Raw genomic sequence first — 24,316 nt, forward strand, 5'->3', positions numbered from 1 at the left:
CACGTTCAGAAACTCGGCCACCGCGTTGCGCGCCTTTACCTCGGACTCGGCCGGGTCGCCACCCAGGTACTTGGCGTGGGCTGCCACCGCCTGGTCCAGCGTCATGCTCGACACCATGGCCGCGTAGCGAATGGCCTGCAGCTCCATGTGGCCGCCGTCTTCCGTGCGCTTGATCTCCACCACCACCAGCGTGGCGTCGCGATCCAGGCACAGCAGGTCGATGCGGCGGTTGCTGTCCTCCCAGTTGCCGAACTCCTCGGCCAGCACCAGCAGGTCTTCCCCCAGCGGCGCCGTGTCGGCGCGCAGCAGGCGCTGCAGGTGTTTGCGTTCCAGGATCGCCTCGGCCACGAAGGTGGTCGTGGGCACTGGGCTCAGTTTGTCGGTCTGGATTTCGTACAAGGCCATGGTGTGTTCCTTCCCTGGATGGTGTGTCTTGTCGCTGGTCGTGGGGCTTTCAGGCTGCCGTTTCCGCCGGTACCCAGCCGCGCACGTCGATCTGGCCGGTGACGGCGGCGGAGATAAGGGCGCTTTTACGTTCTTTGAGCAAGTCAATGACGCTCTCTGCCTCAGCTTTGAGCGAATCGATCTCCAAGGTCTCTTTCGTTAGGAACAGCGAAATTTCGAGTTGCTCCTTAGAAGGTGGTAGTGCAACTATTCGAGTGGCCATGATGCCGAGGGGTATTCGAGACCGCGTGGTGCCTGTTGCCAAGACGCCAGCATCGTACGCAGCCCCCGCATTGAGTTGCAGGGCTACAAACTCAGGTACGGCGATTTCCTTGCCGAGACGAAATCTGAAGCAATCTGCTTTGACCAGAGCCGTGCCAAGATCTTCAGGAGCAACGCAGGCACGCCCCAGCAAGTTGTTCTCATCACCGAGTCCTGCAACCAACAGGTCACCAGCTACAACTTCGTGACCACGTAACTCAGCCAAGAAATACGACATGTCAAGAAAAACCGGCTCGCCCCTGTGGTAACCCTCCGCTCGGATGTTCTGCAGCCGCACAACAAGTGCCCCGTTTTCGGTGTAGTGCTCTGATTTGATACCCGAGCCAAACGGCCCATCACATCTGTCCGTAGAGATTCTGGCAAGCGAGCTGAGAGACCAATGCGCCGGCACTTCGCCCAGCCACTCCACGCCCGAGTCCTTCATCGGCACCGACGGGGCCAGCCCCTTGGTCACGGCGTGGGAGATGACGGCCTGGCGCTTTTCCTTGAGCAGTTCGATGAGCCGTTCCTGCTCGGACACCAACGCGTCGATCTTGGCGGTTTCATGGTCGAGGAATGTCGCGATGACGGTTTGCTCGTCCACGGGAGGGAACGGCGCTCGAAACGAGCGTAAGTCGTCCATGTTCAGTACACGCTGTGCGGAGCCGACGCAGATCATGTCAACGAATCGCGTGAAGTTTTCTGATGAGAAAACCCACACCAACCACTGAGGAACTAGATCCTCACCAGGTAGTAGGCGCGCGAGCGCTCTGGACAGGTTGACACCATCCAGAGACTCAGGAACCACAAGCACTGACCCAATCGTGCCAACTACCGAAAGAACGAGATCCCCTTGCCGAACGATGGTGCGCTGGAACTCGTTGGAAAGCTTCTCACTGATCGTGGCTAAAGCAGACCTATCGGGGACTCCGCTGGCGAGATCCATGATCTTGAGCATGGGCACCCCGTCAGGATCAAAGTCTGGGACCAAAACGCCGTAGCAAGGAGGCGACCGCAAACGATGCCCAGTCCCACTTACGGTCCAATGCGAAGGCACCTCCCCCAGCCATTCCACGCCACTGTCCTTGTACGCTGGATACCTCGGAAAGCTCATGCCGACAGCCCCTGGATCATGGCAAGGATGCGATCGGTGGTCAGCTTAAGGTCGGCGTCAATTTCCGCCAGGGGGCGAGGTGGCTTGAAGACGTAGAAGTGGCGGTTGAACGGGATTTCGTAACCCACCTTGGTTTTCTCGTGGTCGATCCAGGCGTCGGGCGCGTGGGGCAGCACCTCTCGCTCAAAGTAGGCCTGCACGTCGTCGCTCAGCGGTACGTTCTCGGTGTCGCGCAGGGCGCTGTCGGGCTGTGGCTTGCCCTTTTGCTTGCCCTTGCTGCCCAGTACCGGCTGGCCACGCTCGTCGCGCAGAGGGCGTTCCACGGTAATGGTGGTGTAGCCAAAGGCCTCGTTGGGGAAGATGCGGCTGATGGGTTTGCCGTCTTCCTGTTCCTCCACGAACTGGCCGAACAGCTGGGTGATGCGGTCAATGTGGGCGTCGCTCAGCTCCTTGCGCTTTGACCCCAGGCTCTTGCGCATCTTCAGCCAGTAGCCGCTGGCGTCAATGAGCTGCACCTTGCCTTTGCGGGCGGCAGGCTTGCGGTTGCTGATGATCCAGATGTAGGTGCTGATGCCGGTGTTGTAGAACATGTCGGTGGGCAGGCCAACGATGGCCTCGCACAGGTCGTTCGCCAGCACGTAGCGGCGAATCTCGCTCTCGCCACTGCCGGCGCCGCCCGTGAACAACGGTGAGCCGTTGAGCACGATGCCGAAGCGGCTGCCACCCTCGGCGGCGGGGCGCATTTTGCTGAGCAGGTGCAGCAGGAACAGCATGGAGCCGTCGGACACGCGGGGCAGGCCCGGGCCGAATCGGCCGTTGTAGCCCTGCTGCTCGTGCTCCTTGCGCACTTCCTTTTCGACCTTCTTCCACTCCACGCCAAAGGGCGGGTTGGCCAGCATGTAGTCGAACTTCTTGTGGGCGTGACCGTCATCGCTCAGGGTGTTGCCAAAGCTGATGTTGGCCACGTCCTGCCCTTTGATGAGCATGTCGGCCTTGCAGATGGCGTAGGACTCGGGGTTAAGCTCCTGGCCAAAGACGGTCAACCGCGCCTGGGGGTTGTGCTCTGCAAGGTATTCGCCAGCCACGCTGAGCATGCCGCCGGTGCCGGCCGTGGGGTCGTAGATGGTGCGCACCACGCCGGGCTTGCTCAGCACGTCGTCGTCCTCAATGAAGATGAGGTTGACCATGAGCTTGATGACCTCACGCGGTGTGAAGTGCTCACCAGCCGTCTCGTTGCTGATTTCAGCAAACTTGCGGATCAGTTCCTCGAACACCAGCCCCATCTGCATGTTGCTGACCACCTCGGGGTGCAGGTCGATCTGGGCAAATTTTTCGGCCACCTGATACAGCAGCCCAGACTTGGCCAAGCGTTCGATCTGCACCTGAAACTCGAACCGCTCGAAGATGTCGCGCACCTCGGGGCTGAAGCCCTGGATGTAGGTGGTCAGGTTCAGCGCCACGTAGTCGGGGTCACCCAGCAGCTTCTTCAGGTCCATGGGGCTCTGATTGAAGAAGTTCACTCCAGCCTTGCGGCGCAGGAAAGGCTCGGGGTTGATGCCCTGCTTGGTCTTTTCAGCCAGCTCGGTCAGCACGGCGGCCTTGGTGGGCTCCAACACACAGTCCAACCGGCGCAACACGGTGAAGGGGAGGATGACTTTGCCGTAGTCGGACTGCTTGTAGTCGCCACGCAGCAGGTCGGCGACAGACCAGATGAAGGCGGAAAGGGTTTGTTGGTTCATGCGTGGTGGGAACGGTCCATGGGCACAACGTCGGCCTCTGCCGGCTGGACGCCAGCAGGCGGGCGGCGTTCGCCGGGGAGATTGTCAAAACTGCTAGAAACAAGTCTACCGGACGACACAGCGGCCGGATACACATGCTTATGGCGCTACCCGACCGCCCAGGGCTTGCCGAGCCCATACAGCGGCTGGCCGGTTTAGGGTCAGCATGTCGCGGATGGTGGTGTCCACGTGGGCGAGTTGCCCTGTGGAGGTGGCGGCCTCACGGGCCAGGTGGTGGGCATCGATCACGTCTGAGGGGCTGAGTTCGTACCCATGCCCCTGCGTGGCCCAGTGCAGAGCAGCGAGAGCGCACTGCATAGCGAACTCAGGCTGGCGGGCTAGGTGATCGCACGCGGCGCGTGTCAGTGTCTTGGGGTCGCAAGGGGACGCCCAGGCCAAACGCATGGCCAGGTCGAACTGCTTCAGGGTTTTGGCGGTGGCAAACCACTTACCCGGCGCAGCGGGGGTGGACGCCACGAGATGGTCCAGCAGCTTCTCGGGCGAAAGCTCAGGGTACTTTTTTGCGATGGCCCGGAAGGTTGCCAAGTGTGAGTTGGCTTCATTGGCCAACAACGCATGTTGCTCAAACGCTTCCGCACGCCTGCCGACCTTGAGCAGTTGCTCTTCGGCAAAACGGGCGATGGTTGCCTCGGTCACGTTGCCGCCGGCCTTGTTGCGCACATAGGCAATGGCTTCGTCCACCTGGCCGCGAGCCGCCAGCACACGACCACCCCACACCAGGTACGGCCAAATGGGGTGAGGGTCTTGGTCCAACAGCTGCATCAGCTCGTCGTGACGACCTGCGGTAAACAATGCGCTGTAGCACAGGCTGGTGCCTGGGAAGAAAGCGTAGGTGCCCTTCTTTCGGGCACCGAGCACGCTTTGCAGCGAGGGCACGAGCCTGTCGGCCCATGCAGATGCCAGCTCGGTTGAGCTACACAACTCTCCCCAACGGTCACCCAGGGACTCGATGTAGGGCGGATCGTCCTCCTGAATCGCATCAAACAGCCGCTCAAGCCACTTGCCACGCACACTTGTCTCAACAGGTGCTTGCGCGATCAGGGGTGCCAGCGTCTGCACAGCCGCAAAGGCTGCGTTGCCCAGGGCGCCCGAGGAGCTGTCAACCTGGCTCAACGCGGGGGAGAGTTTCTCCAGCAGCAAGACCGCACCATCGGCAGCAGTGGCGGGATCATGGCGCGCCACGGCTTTGATTTCCGCCAGGGCTTCATCGATCCGTTCCATTGCTAGGCGCGAGGCGCTCCAGCCAAAAGCACCCCGGCGGAAGCGGCTGCGGAAAGCCCAGGTGGTGGGCGTTGGCTTGGTCGGATTTGGCATGGATGGCGATGCTATCCGTGATAGCTCCGAATTTCGCTGAGCTGGGGCTCGGCAAGGCCGATGCAAGCAGTTGATAAACGGTGTGTTTTTCGTGGCCTTCTGAGGCTGGGCGTGATGTGAAAGGGCACGAGCGGCGGGTCAAGGCTGTCTGCTGCCAGTGAGGTTTGGCGAGTGACCGGCGGCACGGTCCGAAACCGGGCGTTCGGAGGTGAACAAGTCGGATGACCGCTGCACATCGCTGACCGGCCGTTCGACAGTCCGCGGCCTCGATCCGCAACTGAACGACTGGTCACGCGCGGGTCGTGTGGTCGGAGCCGACCCAGAGCAGACATGCCTGAGCGGATTACGGATGGTCACAAGGGTTCCGCGGAACAATTGCGAATCCCACCGGCCCGATATTGAAGAACTTGGGTTAGTATCGATGCCGCCCCCTAGCTATCCTCTGGCCCGTATTCGGGTCAGCCATGGTTGAAGGGTCCTTTGGGACCGCGGCCACGTCCTCTCTTTACGCTCTCTTTGGCGTCCTCGTGTAATGCAAGCTAGGGGGCAACTAATCCCATGCTCCTAAACGCGGTCGCCTCTCTCAACGATCTTGCAGCCTACTTTGGCTACACCGATTACGAAAAGTTGAAGGGATTGATATATCCCAAGCCGCGCTATACGACGTTCGAGATCCCTAAACGCTCAGGAGGTGTGAGAAAAATCGACGCCCCAAAGAGGCGCCTGAAAGAGCATCAACGGAAGTTGTCCCGTGATTTGACGGACATCTTTGGCAACTTGAGCTCCGCAGCACATGGGTTTGTGCTCGGAAGAAGCGTCATCACAAATGCGCTCCCCCACGTTGGCCGTAAGTCAGTGGTTCGAGTGGACCTAAAGGACTTCTTTCACCAGATTCACTTCGGTCGTGTAAAGGGCTTGTTTCTCGGGCCTCCGTTTGATCTGCCTGACGACGTCTCTACCGTTCTCGCCCATCTATGCTGCCATGAGGGCGTTCTTCCGCAAGGCGCTCCTACCAGCCCACCAATAACCAACTTCATTTGCCTCGCACTTGACCGGCGCCTGCGGCAGCTTGCCCGGCGCTACAAGGGAAGGTACACGCGCTACTCCGACGACTTGAATTTCTCGTTCCCGTCACTGTCTCTGAACCAAATTCCCAATGAGCTCTTTATAGTGTCGTTTGTTGAAGATCGCGCTGTTGTTGAAGCAGGGCCACTGATAACGGAAGTCGTCCAAAAACAAGGGTTCACTATCAATCCGAAGAAAAATCGCGGTGTGGATCGAGATAAGCGACAGATCGTCACTGGCATCGTGGTAAACGAAGGACTGAGCGTGCCAAGGAAGTATCTTGAATCCATCCGAGGAGCGTTACACGTCTGGCGGAAGTACGGCCTTGCAGATGCTGAAAAGAATTCCGTCCCCCTCCTGCACACCCGTAACTTCGCATCCGGAAAAATGCCGTCGTTTGTGCCCCTACTCGCTGGGAAGCTAAATTGGTTAGCGTCAGTTGAAGGCCGATCAGGGGTCAGCTATCAGAAGTTCAGTCGGCAGTTCAACGAGCTCGCGCGCCGTGACGGCTTCGCGGGGAAAGCGCTGAAGATTGAGCCGGAGGTTAAAACGTCAGCCGACGCGGACAAGGCAACGTGGTACTTGACTGCTGACGGTCCGATGATGGGGAACTACGATGTAGTAAACGGCACGGCATTTCGGTATCGCGGCAACGTGTGGATTACCTGTGCTCATTGCATCGGCAGCCTCAAGTCTTGCACAGCCTTTCCTCAAGTCGTTCTCACAAGACGGACGGGGGAGAAAGTGTTCGCACGAGTAGTAGATGTCGACTGGCACCGCGATCTTGCGATTCTTCGCCCCATGCCTTTCGAGCCCATCCCCCGCGACTTGCCGTTTTTTGTACCGTCGTCATCAGCCGTTAAAGGTGGCGATACTCTTGGCGTAATGGGCTTCCCCTCATCTGTAGAGAGTCAGGCTCCAGCATTCATGCGGACTGACGTGGTGCGGACCAGAGCCGTTAGTGGCGTCGAAAGGATCGAGATTGATAAGCAAATCGTGCAAGGGAATAGCGGCGGCCCAGTCTTCGATCTCAATTACCGAGTCGTGGGTGTTGTAGTTGAAGGTGCGTCAGTGACTGGCGGCATGAACTCTTGCGTTGCAATTCGAGAGATCGCGACTCTGAAGCATTTTTAGAGGTTAGATTTTGCAGTCAGCAACGGCTGCTTTTGGCCGGTAGTGCGTGTAGGGGGGGGAGGCAGGAAGCGGCCGTTCGGCAAGGTATCCCAGCTCGCCAAGGTCAGCTTCCGGCTGGCCGCAGGTAAACCCGGTCACGGCCAGAAGCGGCCACCGTTCAGGCGTGAGAGTAGTCGTTCAACGTGGGAATTAACCGGCCCGCCAGAGGCGGGGCCGGTTGAATGAATTGTTAAGTATCTTTTCTAATGTGCAAAATCTCACCAAGAAATAGGTAGACATTTAGAAATAATGAATTGGCCTCTTCTGCGGTCACATCACTGTGCACGCCAGTAGAGATGCGATCAAATAGATTGGATAGATTCTGTCGAATCTTTTGCTTCCGTGATTGGCTTTGGATATGTTGATGCACGTATGCATTGATTCTGTTTTGATGCTTACTTGCATCGAGCTTGAGAGTATTTCCGCCAATTTCAATGGTTTGATCTGTGGGAGGGAGAATTGAGTCAGCAAAAGCCTCAATTATTCTTCTGCAGGTCACTAGCGCCTGACTAATTGATTCTTCATCACCATCGGAGAGTCTGCTCATCACCGATGGAATTTTCTCAAGAACTTCTCCGCAACTTTCTGCGATTAAGGTGTCGACTGCACTCTTGTATCTTTCAAAAATAGATTCAGAAAGACTATCGAATTCCTTTTCATAATACACTTCGCTTACGAAGGAGTGCAGTTGCGCAAGAACTCTACTTTTGATTGCGCTTAGCCTGGAAATGTTATTCGCAGTTTGGTTCATCGCATTTGTAACATTGGCGATGGCAACCGATGCCCATTCCCCACTCGAATCCGGAGTTCTTAACGCGGCTAATTTTGCTTTCTCGGCGGCTATTGCAGCCTCCTGTTGCGCAAGGGGCCCCCAATATCCAAGATTCTTTTCAATGTCAGTCCATCGTCCGGTGATGGACATATATTTTCGAGATGTCTCGTTAGTGCTGTTATATCCGCCCATCTCGAGCTTGAGCCAGTAACGAATTTCATCTGAGCCCACCCATCTCGCGAGGCGTGATGCTTTTAGGACAAGGTTTTCGGCACTTGTTCTACTCAGCTCAATATCGTCGAGAAGTTCACGCGCTAGTTCCAGAATGTGTTCTGATCTACTTTGGTCCGACACGAGGACTCCTTTATGTTTAACGTAATGTATCCCGCAGACCCTGCGGGATAAGCTGGACAGTGCGGGATATCCTGGTCATTTAAATCTCCCGAAAATGAAATCAAATCAAAGGGCTGGCAGCCAATACCTAATTTTTATACAAGTATAAGTAAACAAAGAAACCAGGCATTTGCTGACACCCAGCCAACGCTTCGCTTTCGGTCCTTGTACGACCGCAACGGGTCGGCTGCGTGAGTTCAACGCAGTGAACAGAGGTCATTAGCCGGGTTGCGCCGGTCTCCGTCCACGCACTCGCTGGCAACGTCTGCAGCACCTCACATTGCGGTCGCACGGGCCAGCCCTGGCAACCGCCCCGACGGTCGGCTTGGGAGCGCTGACCGTGAGTTCACAGGTTGACTGCGAACGGCCGCACCCGCTGCACACCGGCCGGCCGCGCTGCGATATCGGCGCGCCAGACTGTCGCATCAATGGTCGACCGTGATCACACTCAGCGTAGACTCGCGCCACTGGCACACCGCAGGCCATGAGAACACTTCAACGAAAGAGCTAGACATGTTGAACCACGTGATGGTCGGCACCAACGACATTGAACGGGCCAAACGCTTTTATGACGCCGTGCTCCGCGTGCTGGGCGCGGGAGAGGGCGTGCTCAACGTGAATGGGACTGGCCAGTCTCGCTTGTTCTACCGCCACGACGGCAGCACCTTCGGAATCAGCCAGCCAATCGACGGCCAGCCGGCCACTCATGCCAACGGCGGCACGATCGGTTTCAAGTGTCAATCCGCTGAGCAGCTGCAAGCCTTCCACGACACGGCCATCGCGCATGGCGGGACCTCGATCGAGGGCGCGCCTGGCCCCCGAGAGGACAAACCCGGCGCCATACACCTGGCCTATGTGCGCGATCCGGATGGCAACAAGCTCTGCGCGGTCTACCGGCCCGCGTAAGCCCGGCGTGAGCGAATGGCGCCTGCCTTGACACCAGCTCTGGGCGGACCAGAGCATGCACCGCTCGTTGGTGCTCCTGGCCGATATCAGCCCGCGGTGGCCGCCGGCTGTCCGACTGCAAACACTGCAACAACCCATTCAGTCAGCCCCCAAAGACCATACTCACCCCTGACATTCAGTGACTTTTCCTGGTGAACGCAGAGGAATGCAGATGCAAGGGGAGGTCGCAACGTCGCCGACACGGCACTTCCGAATGACCATGCGGCGTAATATCTCGCGTCATGAGCACCATCGCCGACGCCCTCAAACAAGAAATAGCCCGTGTGGCCCGCAAGGAACTCAAGGGCGAGATCGCAGCATTGCGCAAACTCACCAGTGCACACCGGTCCGAAATTGCCGCCCTCAAGCGCGAGGTCAAGGCCCTCACCAGTGTGGTCAAAGGTTTGCAGAAGGGCTTGAGCCGACCAATTGCGCCTCGTACGGCAGAACCCAAGGCGGCCACAGCCAAACGCAGAGGTGTACCATTTGAGTTCAATGCCGAACAACTGGCCGCCCACCGCGCTGAGTTCGGCTTGACCCAGGCACAGATGGCGCGGTTGATCGGCGCATCAGCCCTGTCGGTCTACAAATGGGAATCGGGCAAGGTGCAACCCCGAGCAGCCCAGAAGGAACAGATCGCTGCCGCACTCAAACTGGGCAAACGTGCGGTGAAGGCGAAGTTGCAAGCACAGGACGAATGAGCCAGGCATACAAGACCTATTCATCTACCCGGTGGGGCGGGCGCAAACCCGCACTGGCATCCCAGCCTGTGCCACAAACACCGCTGGGCGATGACCGGTTCCAGTCTTTGTTGGCCAAGGCCAATGCCTTCTTTGCCGAAGCAGAACGTGACGTCGTGGCAGAGCGGGCAGCGATGATCACCGAGATTCAGACGCGGATGGCCGAGTACGGCCTGAGCATTGAAGACCTCGAAGACGCCGATTGATCACCCGTCCCCGCTCACCCGTGCGAGAAGAGCCGAAGCGCCCGGTCTGGCATCGAGGCCGTCCAGACTGCACCTTGCTGTGAATCGACCAACAACAGCTCCTCCGTTCCCTGACGAAACGCCACGCTGCTGACATTGCGAAGGTGCCGCGCCTGCACCGCATGGGTGATTTCTCCGAGCATGTTCACGATGAAGGAACAGCTCAGGCCCGCATGGGCCACGATCAAGTGTTTTGTCGCGTCCATCGCCAGCCCTTGAGGTCCGCTGCCGCCAAAGAAGCTTCGCAGCAAGCAAACGCTGCCGATGGAGCCACCCGCCCCAAGATCGGCCTGCCACAGCGCATTGCCCTGGTCCACGGCAACAAAGAGTTTTGTGGCATCCCGATCCAGCACGATGCCGCTGGGCCCAGGCACATTGGACAACAGCAGGTCCAGCCGACCATCAACACCCAGCCGGAAAACCCTGCCAGTTGGATCGTGCATGCCACTGTTCCCCGGCGAAGTGAAATAGCAGTTGCCCCGGCCGTCAAACACCAGGTCCTTGGCGCCCGGGGCGGCTTGGGTGCCGCTTCGCCCCAACAGCTCTCGGACGGCTTCCGTTCCTGGCCCCACCCGCAACAAACCCCTCTGAGCATCTGCCACCCAGAGCGAGCCATCCTGATGCACGGCGATGCCTTGTGGCGATCCGCCGGTTTCGACCACCAGTTCCCACTGCCCTGCCCGGCTCAGCCGCAGGATCCGTCCGGAAGGCGTATCGCTCAGAAACAGGTTACCCGCACGGTCAAAGGCCGCGCCCCGCAACGAACAATCCGTCCCCCGGCGCCTGAGCTTGTTGGGCATCTTCGACAACATCCGCGCCTCGATCACCAGCGGCGGCTCGAAATCCATGTTCCACACCATCGTTCTCCTGAGGTTGACCGCGACCTGCTCTGGGACATGTGTCGCGGTGTGTTGGTATGTACCATATATACAGGCTCTTATGTGATGAATATGCTGCGATACTGACTAACCATAGAGAGCACTGCACCCGCCTTCGAGCGGCACAGAAAGGCAACAGACGATGTGGTTGATTACTCCCTTTGGTTTTTTCAGTGTGGTGCGCAAGCCCACGGACGTCCGGACTGGCTCCCTGACCGTGCGGGCGCGGGTCCGCGCCGACCTGGCGCAGCTCAAGGCGCGTTACTTGCCTGAGCTGGGTGCCATCTCGGAGAGCGGTGTCACCGACTACCGCTTCCGGGCATTGGCCCCACAAGCGGCCGTGGCCCAGGCCATGGCCCGCCTGGTGACTGACCTGAACTACGACAACTTCAAAAGTGCCGTGGCTCTGCGCCAGGGCCAAGCTCGGGCCGACCTGTACCACGAGGTGTGGTCGGTGCTCTATGAGCTGCAACGCAAACCACAGGGTGAAGTTCACCCCAAGCGAGACGATGCTGGCCAGCCGGTGCTCATTCGCACGCCCAGCACCCCATCTGCCCAGCGTGCCTGGAAACAAGCCGAGCAGATTGCTGTGGTGCTGCCAGGCGGCAAGTTGCCGGCGTCACTGCATCGCGTGCCGTTTCGGTCTTGGGTGGATGCCCCCGCGACCTCGGCAGGCTGGGAAGCGCTTGCGGGCGAGAGCGAAATTCCGGAGCCGACCTTCAAGGTGCCCAAAGGCTTGGCACCTGCTGCAGGTGTGATCGTGAAGGAGCCTGACGGTCGAATCTGGCTGGTAGCTCCGACCAACCAATTTGGTGGCTACGAACTCACATTCCCCAAGGGCCGTCGAGATGGCAAGAGTCTGCAAGCCACCGCGATATGTGAGGCCTACGAGGAATCAGGACTGCACGTGCGCCTGCTGCAGCACCTGGTGGATGTCAGACGTTCCCAAACCTTCACCCGTTACTACCTGGCCGAACGCATCGGCGGCTCGCCCGCTGACATGGGCTGGGAAAGCCAGTGTGTGATGTTGGTGCCGCTATCGAAGCGGAATGGGCTGAGGCTGAAGGCGCCCGATCTGGCTGTCATTCAAGCGTTGGACACCTGAATCGACACCACCCAAGAAAAAACCCGGCACAAGGCCGGGCTGAAATCCACGGAGTCGTGGACCCGCTCAGGGAGGTGAAGCGGGGGACGCAAGCGTCCGGCAGGAAATGTAAACGATATTTGACAGTGCCTGCGACCTTGGGTTCGTCAGATCCGACTGACCATCTGCGGCAAAATCCCAGCCGCACACGAATCCACGTGCATCGACTTCACCCCCAAAGATCCCACAATGAACAAGACCGAACTGATCGAAATCCTGGCCGCCAAGAACGAATTGTCCAAGGCCGCTGCCGGCCGCGTGCTGGACACCCTGCTGGAAACCATCACCACCACGGTGGCCAAGAAGCAGGATGTCACCCTGATCGGCTTTGGCACCTTCAAGGCCCTCAAGCGCGCCGCCCGCAAGGGAAAAAATCCCCGCACCGGTGAGGCCCTCAAGATCGCCGCCACCACGGTGCCAAAGTTCACCCCAGGTGCCACCTTCAAGGCCGCTGTGGCCAAGAAAAAGTAACACTGCCGTGCGCCCCGGGCGACCCTGCCCGCCCGGCGTTCCTTCTCAGGCCTCTTGTGCCTTTGCAGCCACTGGCGTCTCGTCAGGTTGGTTCTTCCACGAGGCCAACTGGTATTCCACTTGGGCCAGCACTTCATTGGCCCGCAGCCAGTGGTATGCAAGCTCCTCGTCTGGTTTGAGCGGGAGAATCTCCAGCAGCGGCTGCAAGGCCGCCCAGCAATCGTCCTGGTTGACCTCCTCAGCTTCCAGGCAGGCCCCCAGTCGCTGCAGATGTTGAGCGGCTTGCTCATGGAATCGCTCCAGCGTCACCCCATACACATGGTCTCCCCAGGCCTGAAGGCCGGCGAAGTCATCCACCGGGTAACGCCTGACCCACTCTCTGAGCAAACGCCGATACCCGTCCAGGGACTGCTCATGCCCATTGCAGGGCAGCAACGCGATGCCCAGATCCTCCAGTTTCTTGGCAACGTAGCGTGCGGTCACGCCCACCCCGGGATACGGCTCGACCAGAAGGGACTCATCGCTGTCAGCGTCTTTGCCCACGTGGGGCGCCTCCGCCGCCAAGGGAGGGGGATCGGGTCGAGTGTGATCGGACACCCCGCCGGCATCAAACCCCTGCTCACTGGCCTGCTCACTGGCCTGACTGCGGGCCTGAACATCCTTGTCGTGCATCCACCCCATCACCCCAAAAGCAATCCAGGCCGGACCACCAAACAGCAGGAAGAGCATGAGCAGCCCTCCAATCTTGTCTTGGACGCCCCACCTGACGCCCAAGAGCGCGCTGATCGCCCACCCGATCAACAAAACAGCCCCCCGAACGCCGCTGCCCTCCTTCGATTGGTCGAGTTGATGCGCGCAGGACGCGCACAGCGTGCGCAAGCCCGAAGTCACCCCATATGAGCCCCCGGGTCGGCTGGACACCCAGGTTCGACTTTGACGGCTGGTTGTGACATCACGGCGAACCCCTTCACCAGGGGCGATGTGAGCGGCGCAGTGGTAACAGGTGGCCATAGTGTTTCTCCTTTCGATTTATCGGTTGGGCATGACCCAGATCTCGCCCCAGCCGCCGTGGCAGGCGTTGAGCACCGCTTGAACACGCCCGTTTCGGACCTTGAGCTCGCCCCAGCGGTCGATCTCGAAAGCGAGCGTGCGGTGCATTTCCCTGCCATCACGGTCCACCAGGACGTCGGTGACCCGGACATCCTCCCCACGGCTGTCCACTTCAACCTCCAGGTGCGCATGCTCCGCGCTCATGCTGGCGAGCTTGGCCAGGATCACGTTGCTCAGGGGAAGCAAGCGGCCATCGCGGCTCCTGCAGTCGATGTTGAAAGACGCCACCGAATGCCGAGCCAGATCGGTTCTGTAGTGAATGCGGTGGCCGAACTGGCGTCGCAAATCGAGGGCGTACGCCGAGTGACCGGGAAACAGTTCTTCCAGAGACATCGGGCGACCTCCAGTGCTCTGCGCTGACTTGCGCAAACTGAGCTGGGTGTAGTGGGACAGCCAGTGCCTGGCGTCTTCGCGCAGACCTTCGACGCGACTGGCGGTTTCTCCCTCATCAAACCGCTCCAGGAACACCCGGCAGTTCATCAGCGCTTCGTCCATCGCCACGCGCCCCTCTTCGGCGTCCGCGAAGCTGCCGCCTTCGGTGCGCCCACGCATGCAACTGATGAGCCAGCGGGCGATGTCTTCAGGGGCGGGCGCGGGCGCCGTGGCAGACACCGCCAATCGAGCCGGCGCCTGGCTTCCCCCGAAATCGATGCAGGCGCTGAGCAGAAGTGCCGCCATCAAGGAGACAAGCAGCGGGATCCCCGACCGGGAGTTTGCCAAGGAGAAGTCAGTGGGTCGTTGCATGTTCACGAAGCGGTGGTTCACAGGGTCGTGATATGTACCATATACACTGGCTCATAAGTGACCAAAAACGACTCAAAAATTCACTAAAACCAAACAGCAAAGGAAGACGGAACGGGCCCTACCGCTCTCGCCGTTGAGTCTTGAGCAACGCCCCCACCAGGCGCAACGCCAACCGCCTGTGGGATAGGTCCAGCCGGCTGAACTCGACCTGCATCTGATTGCATGCGCAAAGGTCCCCTGGTGGGGCCACCTGCTCCTGCTGAGAGGGCGCGCTGACCCGATGGGTCTGAGGTGAGCGGCGGTGGGTCATGTGGCACTGATTGGCGGTTGACTGGTGACTGTCACCAGAAGTTCTTGTTGCTCTATTTTGTACCATATATGCAGGTGTGCAAATGGTGCCAAACGGGGAAATTCCCCGTGCATGAAAAGCACTAAGAACACCGATCTCATGAAGGCCTTCGCGGCCGAACTTCGGGCGCGCCGCCTGGAGCTGGGCGTATCACAGGAAGAACTCGGACATCTGTGCGATGTGAACCGCACCTTCGTGGCGAAGATCGAGTTAGCGCAGAACCAGCCCACCCTGACCGTTCTGCTCAAGCTCGCGGGAGGTCTGCAGGTGGAGTTGCCCGAGTTGCTGCGCCACACGCTTAAGCGCTATGAGACAGAGAAGCGCGTCTCACGCCGGACAAAGCGTGTTTCGGCCCAGGCAGACTGAAAGTAGTGGGGCCGCACTTGTACCCAAAGACCGGGACCAAACTTGTGGATATCTTCGGGGACAACGCCCGCAAGCCGCAGCGGCGTTGAGCTGGCAGCCGTCGCTCAAAATTTAACCACCCCGAACATCCCTACCCGCACAAGACGCCACAGGGCAATCGCGCTTTAGATTGCGACCAGAGCGAGGGCAGATGCGAAGAGCGGCGTTGATCAAGATGTCATCATGGCTGCTTTCTGCCATCGCTGTACTTAGTCTTACTGCGTCATAAATTCATGCGAACTGAACACAGCAAAAAACACCTATTGCAGGGTGCCTGCTGAACCAGCCTGGCCGCCAGTAGCAGGCGCAGCGTTCGTATCGAGTCTGGAACGTGTCTTTGCGCCCGCCGGACTGCCCCGTGGCGCATAACCTTCGGGTAGGGCAGATTCTTGGAGAGGTGCGGCGTTTTTTTTATCCACCGCCTCGGATTCGCCCTTCAAACGCCGCGCCACCAAAAACCCATAGGCGGCAATGCTCAAGGTCGCGTGGTGTTGAAAGCCTCGCAATCCCCGTCCTTCGTAATGCCCGAGACCCAGGTCTTGTTTGAGATCCTGGTAGTCACGCTCGATACGCCAGCGCATGTGTGCCGCCCTCACGAGTTCCTGCGCAGAGGTGGTTTCGGGCAAGTTTGAGAGGTAATATTTTTCCGGCTCTGTTTGCGCCGCAGGCCATTGGATCAGCAGCCACTGCTCGGGCTGCAGCCGATAGCGCCCGCTGTTGCCGCCCGCGCACCGGACCCTCACGGCACCGAAGCGGCTGCTCAGCGCTGCGTTACTACCCTGACGCCAGGTGATCGACTGCCATGCTTGTGCCAGGAGCGCTGCCGCCAGTTCCTTGACACTCAGCGGCTTATTGCCAGGCGCTCGCTGCAGTCTGGACGGTGGCCGACCATTGCCAGCGTAGGGCTTGGGCGGCAACGGTTGCATGCCCGGGGGCCACACCACCATGGCTGATGTGATGCCGACCACATATTCAAGCCCTTTGGCCGCCAACGCCTCGCGGAAACCGCGATCAACCCCGTAGCCGGCGTCGGCCAGAACAATGGCGCGGCGCACCCTCGGCCAACAAGGTTTCCAGCATTGCCACGCCCATCTCCGGCTTGGTGGCAAATGGAACATCAGCAGGAACCCCGGCCTTTACCCTGCGCTCGCCGTCCTGTGCCCACGCCTGTGGCAAATACAGCTGCCACGCAACAGGAAGGCTGGCCTGTTCGCAGACCAATGAGATGCTCACCGCCACCTGGCAGTTGTCTTGCTTGCCGAGCAAGCCGCAATACTGGCGGGCAACACCCACCGAGTGATTCCCTTTCTTGGGAAAGCCCGTGTCATCGATCACCCAGTAACCACCGGCGCTGAAATCCATGTGGGGCACCACCCATCGCGCCACGCTGCGAAGCAGCAGCCGATCATCCCAATCCGCCTTGGCGACGAAATGATGCAGCGCTTGATGCCGAGCACTGACATGCTCGACATCCACCGCCGCCGCCATCGGCTCCACGCTCTTGCGCTGCAGCGGGAGCATCAAACCGGTGCAATAGCCCCGCAATCCCTCGCGCCGGTCAGCATGACCCAGCGCTTTGCTCAGGTGAGCCATATACCGATCAAAGTCGGACGCAGCATCCATCGCCATTCCCCATAGCAGAGACGGCAATGATTATGTCACTTTATGACACAGTAAGACTAGCCCGCGCTGCAAAAACAGAGGTGCGCCATGTGCCCTACCGCGGCAGCCAGTTGGCCATCCAGGACATGATGGGCGGTCAGGTGCCCGCCGTAGTGGCGCCGCTGGTCGAGCTCACGCCCCACCTCAAGGGCGACCGAGCCCGCCTGCTTGCCACCACAGGGGCCAGCCGCAGCCGCTTCTTCCCGCAAACCCCAACCTTGGGCGAACAGGGGTTTGCCGATATGGACCTGACCGAATGGCACGGCCTGTTTGCGCCCGCCAACACCCCGACCGACACCGTGTCACGGCTCAACAGCGCGGTGCGCGCCGCGGTCGCACTGCCCGACGTTGTCGAGGCCCTGGCGGCACAATCCTTCGAGGTGGCGCCCACCTCGCCTGCCGAACTGCGGAGCCTGCTGGCCCGCGACACGCAGCTGTGGGGAAGGCTCGTGACGTCCACTGGCTTCAAGCCTGAGGGCTGAACACGTAGCTGTGGTGGTTGGTTAATGTCAACGCCACGCGGGCAAAGTTCACTTCGCAGTCCTTCTCGAGGGGTTCCCCAATTACCGCGACTGAGTGCCGCTCCTACTCGTAGTCCTGGGTGTTGGGCTGGCAACTCAGGCTTGATCAAAATTCGTTGGTTCACTGAGCCTGCAGTAGGGGGGCGTGAACGGACCGGATAGATTTGATAGGCGAACTTGGCGATCACCGGCCCAAGGCCTAAGAGTAGCTGGCACGCTGAGATCCGCGCTTGTCCGCTAGATTTGAAGGGCTATTGGGCAATGTTCATTCATGCCACTCCATCGGGAGGCAAGGATTCCCACCAATCGAACGATTCCGGCAACGGTGTGCGCTCGAAAAATGCCTGCTCCAAGACCTGCGCGATACGCAGATCATCGACGCCCCAGGGTTCAGGCGGCGCGAGGCCGAAAGCGAGACCATATGCAGCCTGTGCATCATCCAAACGGGTCATTTTTGAACTCCATTAGCTCACGCCATGTAACACTCAGAGCCCGTTGAAGACGAGCTACAAGCCGGCGGCGCGGAGGAATAGATCGTTCTCCTCAGGCGTTCCGACCGTTACCCTGATACACCCCGCGAGGCTGCTGTACGCGTCTTGCCGACGGACCAATATTCCGGCCTGAAGGAGTTGCTCGCTCGCACGTGCGGCATCCGGCGTGCGAATGAGAAGGAAGTTGGCGGCTGACGCATAAACCTCCCACGTAGGATGCTGTCGCAGCGCGAGAGCAATTCGTTCGCGCTCACGAATCGTACGTTCGACCCGCTCGCGCATGTATCCGGGGTTTGACAAGGCTACTTCGGCGGCGATCTGCTGCATGACAGAGATTGCAAATGGGGGCACCAACTTTCGCAGATGCCTCGCAACTTCATCGGAGGCAAGTGCGTACCCGAGGCGCAGGCCTGCGAGACCCCATGCTTTCGAGAATGTGCGCAAAATTAGAACGTTTGGGCAACTGCGCGCCAACGTCGCAGAACTTGTTCCGGCGAACTGATGGTAGGCCTCATCGATAACAACAAGCCATTCACCTGATATCTCGGCGACCCTCTGCAATTCGCTCGCGGCAAGAATCGAACCTGTTGGTGCGTGCGGCTGAGGGAGATACACGACACCGCCTGCATGGGCAGCAGCGTTTCCCTTCGCCTTAGTCGCTGCAATGACTCCGTCCATGTCCACAGTGAGGTCTGATCGCAGCGGCACCTCAGTCAGTGCGGCACCCAGAAGCTTGGCATCCAATCCATAAAGAGAAAAGTTTGGAGTGACAGTGACCACACTTTTATCGAGGGCCGCCAGCTGAATCAGCAAGGAAATCAGTACGTTGCTGCCTGTGGTCACAACAACTCCGGAGGGTGACCAGCCCTCGTACCGTGCGATGGCAGCGCACAGAGTCTCAGCGTTCAGATCTGTGTACCGGTGCCACTTTTCGCGGCCCAGCCGCTCAAGGACAAGAGCCTTCAGGGACGCGGGGAAGTCCTCAGCAGCCTCGTTCTGGTCGAGTTTCACGGGTGCATCGATCGGCACAAAGGGATAGTTGGGGCTGGCTAGGACAGCAGCGCGAATTGGAAGCTTCATGGTTCGTAGATTATGGGAACTGTATGTTCTCGGTGCCTCTTGAGCGACTACAACAACCGAGGGCCTCACTCGGCCCGAGGTCATCATCCTCCAGCTTCCTGCCTCGGTGGGTACCAGCTACTGCAAGTCGCCTTGTCCGGCCAATGGGAGCCGTGGTTCGCGGAATGGAAGTTGAAGATCGTCGTAGCCGACAAACGGTTCGGTAAGTGCGCCGCCAAAGCTCGCATCTAGCGTTGGGGATGCCGCACACGAGCCCCGGTTGCTCGGTGACGCCGGTATCAAGCCGCCGCTTCGCGAACGCCACGGAAAAATCAACCGGAAAGTCCACGCCGTTCTTGACCGCCAGCAACTCGGCCATGACGCTGACCGCGATTTCTGTGGAGGTGTTGCTGCCGATGTTGATGCTGATGGGCCCACGCAAACACGACAGGACCTCTTCGCACACACCAAGGTGGGTGGCGGCAGCGCCGTCCAACGGCGCCGCCGGACATCGCAACGCCGGCGGCCGACGCAGCCACCACAGCGGCTGAGGGGTAGCGAAGCTGCACTTCGTTGTCGAAGCCAAGCCTGTCGCCACTCCGGCCCTCGAAACCGAGGTGGTCGTCAGCGGGCTGCCACAGGTGCTTGAGGGAACTTCAATCCCACCTCATCCACACGACGCTTGGTGACCAACAGGACCACCCCAGACTTGAACTCGCAACCGGGGCTCCTCTTTTCTTCACAAACCACCAATAGACCGACATCACTTCGCGGTGGGCATCACGAACTCGGCGCCTTTGCCGATCGACTCCGGCCAGCGCTGCATGATGGACTTCTGCTTGGTGTAGAAGCGCACGCCCTCTTCGCCGTAGGCGTGCATGTCGCCGAACAGGCTCTTCTTCCAGCCGCCGAAGCCGTGCCAGGCCATGGGCACGGGAATGGGCACGTTGATGCCCACCATGCCCACCTGGATGCGGCGGGCAAATTCGCGCGCCACGTTGCCGTCGCGCGTGAAGCAGCTCACGCCGTTGCCGAACTCGTGGTCGTTGATGATCTGCACCGCCTGGGCGAAGTCGGGCACACGCACGCAGCCCAGCACCGGGCCAAAGATCTCTTCCTTGTAGATCTTCATGTCGGTGGTCACGTGGTCGAACAAGGTGCCGCCGAGCCAGAAGCCGCCCTTGCAGCCTTCGCCTGCCTGGGCGCCGTCAAAGCCCCGACCATCCACCAGCAGCTGCGCGCCTTCCTTGGCGCCGGCCTCGATGTAGCCGGTGATGCGCTGGTGCGCGGCGGCCGTGACGATGGGGCCCATCTCGGCCGCGAGGTTGGTGCCGTTGAGCACCTTGAGCGCCTTCGTGCGCTCGATCAGCTTGGGCATGATGCGCTCGGCCACATCGCCCACCAGCACAGCCACGCTGATCGCCATGCAGCGCTCGCCGGCCGAGCCGTAGGCCGCACCGATCAGCGCGTCCACCGCCTGGTCCAGGTCGGCGTCGGGCATCACCACCATGTGGTTCTTGGCGCCGCCCAGGGCCTGCACACGCTTGCCGTGGTGGGCACCGGTTTCGTAGATGTAGTTGGCAATCGGGGTGGAGCCCACAAAGCTGATGGCCTTCACATCGGGGTGTACCAGCAGGGCGTCCACGGCTTCCTTGTCGCCCTGCACCACGTTGAACACCCCATCGGGCAGGCCGGCCTGTTTCAGCAGTTCGCCGATGAACAGCGAGGGCGAGGGGTCGATGGGGCTGGGCTTGAGCACAAAGGTGTTGCCGGCGGCGATCGCCACCGGGAACATCCACATGGGCACCATGACCGGGAAGTTGAAGGGCGTGATGCCGGCCACCACGCCCAGCGGCTGGCGCAGCGTCCAGTTGTCCATGCCGGTGGAGACCTGGTCGGTGAAATCGCCCTTCAGAAGCTGCGGGATGCCGCAGGCGAATTCGATGATGTCGATGCCACGCGAGACCTCGCCCTGTGCATCGGTGAACACCTTGCCGTGTTCGGCGGTGATCATGCGGGCCAGGTCGTCCTTGTGCTGGTTGACCAGTTCGAGGAACTTGAACATCACCCGCGCACGGCGAATGGGCGGGGTGTCGGCCCAGGCCGGGAAGGCGGCCTGCGCCGCGGCCACGGCGATGTTCACGTCGGCGGCGTTGGCTTGCGGCACGTTGCCGGTGACGGCGCCGGTGGCAGGGTTAGTCACAGTCTGACTGCGGCTGGAGGTGCCAGCGAAGTGGGCGCCGCTCACGTAATGCGGAATGTCGGTGATGCTGGTGGTGCGTGCGTTCATGGCGAGTCTCAGTTTTCGATTCAAGTGGATGAAGGTCGCCAGTCTAGGAACCCAGACCCAACGAGACAAGCTTAAAAACTTGAAATGATTGTTTAGTTTGATGAACAATCACAACATGTACGAGAAAAAGATCCACGACAGAGTTCACGAGCTGTGGGGTCATGTGCATTGGCTTACCGTGCTCGACCAACAGGGCAGCTTCACCGCCGCCGCCGCGCGACTGGGCGTCAGCAAAGCAGCCATGAGCCAGCGCATCGCCGAACTGGAGCGCCTCGCCGATGTGGCGCTGGTGCAGCGCACCACCCGCAGCGTGCGACTGACCGAGGCCGGCCAGCGCCTGGCCGACCAATCGCGCCCTGCGTTTGAGCAGATTGCCCAGAGCGTTGCACAGGTGCGCGACCTTGCCGGTGCGCCGCGTGGTCTGGTGCGTCTGACCGCGCCGGTGGCACTGGCTCGCCAGCAACTGGTGCCTAGGTTGTCTGAGTTTTTGCGGCAATACCCGGACGTTCGCGTGGAGCTGAACGTGTCGGACCGCCTCGTCTCGCTGGCCACTGAAGGATTTGACTTGGCAATACGCCACACCACCCACCCACCCGACACCCACGTGGCCTGGACCCTGTGCTCCACCCACTCGGTGTTGGTGGCCAGCCGGGCCTACCTGCGCCGTAACGGCGCGCCGCAACAGCCCAAGGACCTGCTGGGCCAAAACTGCCTGCACTATCCCCGCTCTCAAGACAAACCCGCCTGGACGCTCGAGCCCCGCGATGCCAGTCTGGGTGAACGGGTGACGGTGCAGCTGCAGGGCTCGCTGGCCGCCAACAACAGCGAGGCACTGCGCGACGCCGCACTGGACGGTCTGGGTATTGCACTGCTGCCCGACTTCACGGCGCAGGCCGCGCTGCGGACGGGCAAGCTGGTGGAAGTTTTGCCCGGCTGGACGCCGGTGGGCTCCTTCGCCGACCGGCTCTACGCCATCCGTCCTTATTCCGCCCACGTACCGCTGGCGGTGTCGGCACTGGTCAAGTTTTTGCGCGACGCGTTCGCGCCAGGCTTTTCTCGATAGCGGACCACACAACACCCCGCCCGAGCATTCAACCAGCACGACGGTGGTCATCACACTTGACGCTCGAAGGAATCCCGATTTGTCGCCCAGTATGTAGTCGCCCCTGATTTATTCAGATGCGAGCACCGACAGAGCGCTGGACCGAGCCGGTGAATGCGCGAGTGAGCAAAGTACCCAACGCGTCTTGCCAGTTCGGCGACACGCCCGCCACCGTGCACAGGCGCAAATAAAGCCGCCGCAAGAAGGGCACCCCCTTCCTGGCGATCATGCGCAGCAGCCAGCGGATGTTGTAGCCCGCCGCACACAGCACCGCATGCAGCCGGTCTCCCTGCCCGCCCTTGAGGTTGCAACGATCCATGCGGTGATCAGCCTTGAGGTGCCCGATGATCGGTTCGATCGCCTGGCGCCGCCTCAGCAGCTTTCTCTCCTGCTCGCTGATGCGCTTGGCCTTGCCCCGATGCACGATGTGCACATCCGGGTTGTCCGCATCCACACCCCGATAGCCCAGATCAACAAACGCCGTCGCTGGCTTTGACCTGCTGTCCTGCATCAGGATGGCCGCTTGCTCCAATTGCTCATGTAGTGTGTGGCCGTCATACGGGTTGCCGTGAAACGCCCGGGCCCCCACGATCAGATTGCCCTGCAGCGTGCTGGCAATGCCCACCTTCACGCCGAACTCGTAGGGCGTTCGGGCCTTGCCCTTGCTGATGCAGTCCACCTCGGGCGCGTGCCAAGCGTAGAGCTTGGGTTGTCCCTTGGCGGCTTTGCGCTGGCCGCTCTGGTCCACGATGCGCCGGGCTTTGTTCAAGGTCTCGCCCAGTGCTTCGCGCACGGCAGCTCCGATGGCGCCGGCCTTGCGCTCCACCTCTCGCTGCAGGCGGCCGACGATGGTGCGCTGGCGCTTGATGGCACTGCGCATGCGCTTGAACTGGCGGGCATGGGCATAGCGCCCGGCCTTGCGGTTCAGTTGCTGCCCCTCTTTGGCAAACGTCTGCTTCAAATCGATGCCTGCGTCCTTGGCTGCCTCGACCAGCTTGACCCGGGCTGTCTCCAGCATGCGGCTGTCGGTGGGGTGGGCAATCGCCTTGTGCTGCACCGTGCTGTCCACGATCACGCGGGTCAGCTCCTGCGGCTTGATCAGTTTGAGTTCGACGGCCACGTTGATGGTCTGCGCCAGCAGTTCTTCCACGCCTTCGTCGCCCAGCAATTGCCGGAACTTGACCAAGGTGGTGGCGTCGCAAGGCTGGCGGTCTTCGTAGTACGCACAGCCAGAGAAGAACTGCCAGCGTGGCGTATCAGCCCAGCGTGTCACCACGCCCTCGTCGGACTCGTTGAAGGCGTGCTTGAGGTACAGCAGCGCGATCATGATGCGCAGCGGCACGCGGGGGCGCCCCGCGTTGCTGGCCACTGGCGCTCGCAGCACCTGTTCACCAAAGAGGTCCAGGTCGGGCATGGCCACCCCGGCGCGGCCTTTGCGTGAGAACACCTGGGCCACCCGCGCTTCGATCTCTTGCCAGGGCATGCGACAAGCCAGCACCACCAGCGGGTGGCGCAGGTCGATCATGTGATCGATGCGCGAGCGGAAGAAATCGTCGGTGGCGAGGCAGGCAAACAGCACGGCAGAACTCCCAGAAAACAGCCCCTATTGGATATCAAACTGGGAGTTCTGCGCCCCCGATATCACCCCAGACGCCAGTGTTCATGCGGCTTCCAGGTGTTCTTCAGGGGCGACTATGTAAATACCCTGGCACATCTGGTCCCCCCCAACAGAATCAATGTACCCGGCCTGAGTAACCGCTGCAGCTCAACCCAAAAGCGCTCCCTCCAGAATTTCAGTATACTTTATATATTGAAAATCAATAAT

Annotated in this window: 21 protein-coding genes and 2 pseudogenes; 10 read left to right on the forward strand and 13 right to left on the reverse strand. The window is 60.3% G+C overall.

Going from position 1 to position 24,316, the window contains the following annotated elements; translation table 11 throughout:
* The 4 genes and pseudogenes from ACFQPB_RS21555 to ACFQPB_RS21570 form a co-directional block, all read right to left on the reverse strand.
* A pseudogene (locus ACFQPB_RS21555) lies at window positions 1-405 on the reverse strand (hypothetical protein); the annotation flags it as partial.
* Window positions 406-454: 49 nt separating this feature from the next.
* Window positions 455-1,663 carry a restriction endonuclease subunit S gene (locus ACFQPB_RS21560; protein WP_382227880.1) on the reverse strand — a complete coding sequence of 403 codons (1,209 nt, stop codon included), beginning with the start codon at window positions 1,661-1,663 and terminating at the stop codon, window positions 455-457.
* Window positions 1,664-1,815: 152 nt separating this feature from the next.
* Window positions 1,816-3,558, reverse strand: coding sequence for a type I restriction-modification system subunit M (locus tag ACFQPB_RS21565; RefSeq protein ID WP_382227883.1), 1,743 nt, complete (start codon window positions 3,556-3,558; stop codon window positions 1,816-1,818).
* Window positions 3,559-3,696: 138 nt separating this feature from the next.
* Complete coding sequence (locus ACFQPB_RS21570; protein WP_382227886.1) at window positions 3,697-4,932, reverse strand: hypothetical protein; 1,236 nt, start codon at window positions 4,930-4,932, stop codon at window positions 3,697-3,699.
* Between the two features lie 558 nt (window positions 4,933-5,490).
* Between ACFQPB_RS21570 and ACFQPB_RS21575 the strand changes: the two genes are divergently transcribed.
* The gene (locus tag ACFQPB_RS21575; RefSeq protein ID WP_382227889.1) at window positions 5,491-7,131 is read left to right on the forward strand and encodes a trypsin-like peptidase domain-containing protein; all 1,641 of its coding nucleotides are present in this window, start codon (window positions 5,491-5,493) and stop codon (window positions 7,129-7,131) included.
* Between the two features lie 229 nt (window positions 7,132-7,360).
* On the opposite strand, the gene ACFQPB_RS21580 is transcribed toward ACFQPB_RS21575, so the two are convergent.
* Window positions 7,361-8,296: an AbiTii domain-containing protein gene (locus ACFQPB_RS21580; protein ID WP_382227892.1), complete on the reverse strand. Its 936-nt coding sequence runs from the start codon at window positions 8,294-8,296 to the stop codon at window positions 7,361-7,363.
* A 552-nt stretch (window positions 8,297-8,848) separates the two neighbouring features.
* Here ACFQPB_RS21580 and ACFQPB_RS21585 point away from each other — a divergent pair.
* The 3 genes from ACFQPB_RS21585 to ACFQPB_RS21595 all read left to right on the forward strand — a co-directional run bounded on the left by ACFQPB_RS21585 (window position 8,849) and on the right by ACFQPB_RS21595 (window position 10,226).
* Window positions 8,849-9,241 carry a VOC family protein gene (locus ACFQPB_RS21585; protein ID WP_382227894.1) on the forward strand — a complete coding sequence of 131 codons (393 nt, stop codon included), beginning with the start codon at window positions 8,849-8,851 and terminating at the stop codon, window positions 9,239-9,241.
* Window positions 9,242-9,522: 281 nt separating this feature from the next.
* Window positions 9,523-9,981 (forward strand): helix-turn-helix domain-containing protein, encoded by a 459-nt coding sequence (locus tag ACFQPB_RS21590; protein ID WP_382227897.1) that lies wholly within the window; start codon window positions 9,523-9,525, stop codon window positions 9,979-9,981.
* Entirely contained in the window at window positions 9,978-10,226 is a 249-nt protein-coding gene (locus ACFQPB_RS21595) for a hypothetical protein (protein WP_382227900.1), read from the forward strand. The genes ACFQPB_RS21590 and ACFQPB_RS21595 overlap by 4 nt, the downstream gene beginning before the upstream one ends.
* 14 nt (window positions 10,227-10,240) lie before the next feature.
* Here the strand turns inward: ACFQPB_RS21595 and ACFQPB_RS21600 are convergent, their stop codons facing one another.
* Entirely contained in the window at window positions 10,241-11,113 is an 873-nt protein-coding gene (locus ACFQPB_RS21600) for an SMP-30/gluconolactonase/LRE family protein (protein WP_382227903.1), read from the reverse strand.
* Window positions 11,114-11,285: 172 nt separating this feature from the next.
* Between ACFQPB_RS21600 and ACFQPB_RS21605 the strand changes: the two genes are divergently transcribed.
* On the forward strand, window positions 11,286-12,248 hold the full coding sequence (locus ACFQPB_RS21605; protein ID WP_382227906.1) for an NUDIX hydrolase: 963 nt from the start codon (window positions 11,286-11,288) through the stop codon (window positions 12,246-12,248).
* A 228-nt stretch (window positions 12,249-12,476) separates the two neighbouring features.
* On the forward strand, window positions 12,477-12,758 hold the full coding sequence (locus ACFQPB_RS21610; protein WP_382227909.1) for an HU family DNA-binding protein: 282 nt from the start codon (window positions 12,477-12,479) through the stop codon (window positions 12,756-12,758).
* A gap of 45 nt (window positions 12,759-12,803) precedes the next feature.
* Here ACFQPB_RS21610 and ACFQPB_RS21615 read toward each other — a convergent pair whose 3' ends face one another.
* The gene (locus ACFQPB_RS21615; protein WP_382227912.1) at window positions 12,804-13,487 is read right to left on the reverse strand and encodes a hypothetical protein; all 684 of its coding nucleotides are present in this window, start codon (window positions 13,485-13,487) and stop codon (window positions 12,804-12,806) included.
* A gap of 300 nt (window positions 13,488-13,787) precedes the next feature.
* Complete coding sequence (locus tag ACFQPB_RS21620; RefSeq protein ID WP_382227914.1) at window positions 13,788-14,612, reverse strand: hypothetical protein; 825 nt, start codon at window positions 14,610-14,612, stop codon at window positions 13,788-13,790.
* Window positions 14,613-15,060: 448 nt separating this feature from the next.
* Between ACFQPB_RS21620 and ACFQPB_RS21625 the strand changes: the two genes are divergently transcribed.
* Window positions 15,061-15,327, forward strand: coding sequence for a helix-turn-helix domain-containing protein (locus ACFQPB_RS21625; RefSeq protein ID WP_382227917.1), 267 nt, complete (start codon window positions 15,061-15,063; stop codon window positions 15,325-15,327).
* 299 nt (window positions 15,328-15,626) lie between these two features.
* Here ACFQPB_RS21625 and ACFQPB_RS21630 read toward each other — a convergent pair.
* Window positions 15,627-16,989 (reverse strand): annotated as a pseudogene (locus ACFQPB_RS21630) (IS701 family transposase).
* A 26-nt stretch (window positions 16,990-17,015) separates the two neighbouring features.
* Here ACFQPB_RS21630 and ACFQPB_RS21635 point away from each other — a divergent pair.
* Window positions 17,016-17,510, forward strand: coding sequence for a tripartite tricarboxylate transporter substrate-binding protein (locus ACFQPB_RS21635; RefSeq protein ID WP_382227920.1), 495 nt, complete (start codon window positions 17,016-17,018; stop codon window positions 17,508-17,510).
* A 308-nt stretch (window positions 17,511-17,818) separates the two neighbouring features.
* Here ACFQPB_RS21635 and ACFQPB_RS21640 read toward each other — a convergent pair whose 3' ends face one another.
* Window positions 17,819-18,001 carry a hypothetical protein gene (locus tag ACFQPB_RS21640; RefSeq protein ID WP_382227923.1) on the reverse strand — a complete coding sequence of 61 codons (183 nt, stop codon included), beginning with the start codon at window positions 17,999-18,001 and terminating at the stop codon, window positions 17,819-17,821.
* A gap of 54 nt (window positions 18,002-18,055) precedes the next feature.
* Window positions 18,056-19,120: a pyridoxal phosphate-dependent aminotransferase gene (locus tag ACFQPB_RS21645; RefSeq protein ID WP_382227926.1), complete on the reverse strand. Its 1,065-nt coding sequence runs from the start codon at window positions 19,118-19,120 to the stop codon at window positions 18,056-18,058.
* Between the two features lie 239 nt (window positions 19,121-19,359).
* On the opposite strand from ACFQPB_RS21645, the gene ACFQPB_RS21650 reads away from it, so the two are divergent.
* Window positions 19,360-19,650 carry a hypothetical protein gene (locus ACFQPB_RS21650; RefSeq protein ID WP_382227928.1) on the forward strand — a complete coding sequence of 97 codons (291 nt, stop codon included), beginning with the start codon at window positions 19,360-19,362 and terminating at the stop codon, window positions 19,648-19,650.
* A gap of 212 nt (window positions 19,651-19,862) precedes the next feature.
* Here ACFQPB_RS21650 and ACFQPB_RS21655 read toward each other — a convergent pair whose 3' ends face one another.
* Window positions 19,863-21,389 (reverse strand): CoA-acylating methylmalonate-semialdehyde dehydrogenase, encoded by a 1,527-nt coding sequence (locus tag ACFQPB_RS21655; RefSeq protein ID WP_382227930.1) that lies wholly within the window; start codon window positions 21,387-21,389, stop codon window positions 19,863-19,865.
* Window positions 21,390-21,504: 115 nt separating this feature from the next.
* Here ACFQPB_RS21655 and ACFQPB_RS21660 point away from each other — a divergent pair, with 115 nt between their 5' ends.
* The gene (locus ACFQPB_RS21660) at window positions 21,505-22,452 is read left to right on the forward strand and encodes a LysR family transcriptional regulator (protein ID WP_382227933.1); all 948 of its coding nucleotides are present in this window, start codon (window positions 21,505-21,507) and stop codon (window positions 22,450-22,452) included.
* A gap of 112 nt (window positions 22,453-22,564) precedes the next feature.
* Here ACFQPB_RS21660 and ACFQPB_RS21665 read toward each other — a convergent pair whose 3' ends face one another.
* Window positions 22,565-24,067, reverse strand: a complete 1,503-nt coding sequence (locus ACFQPB_RS21665; RefSeq protein WP_382227960.1) for an IS5 family transposase — start codon at window positions 24,065-24,067, stop codon at window positions 22,565-22,567.
* Window positions 24,068-24,316 lie beyond the last annotated feature (249 nt).

The sequence above is a fragment of the Hydrogenophaga atypica genome, from assembly GCF_042665215.1.
Lineage (GTDB): Bacteria > Pseudomonadota > Gammaproteobacteria > Burkholderiales > Burkholderiaceae_C > Hydrogenophaga > Hydrogenophaga defluvii_A.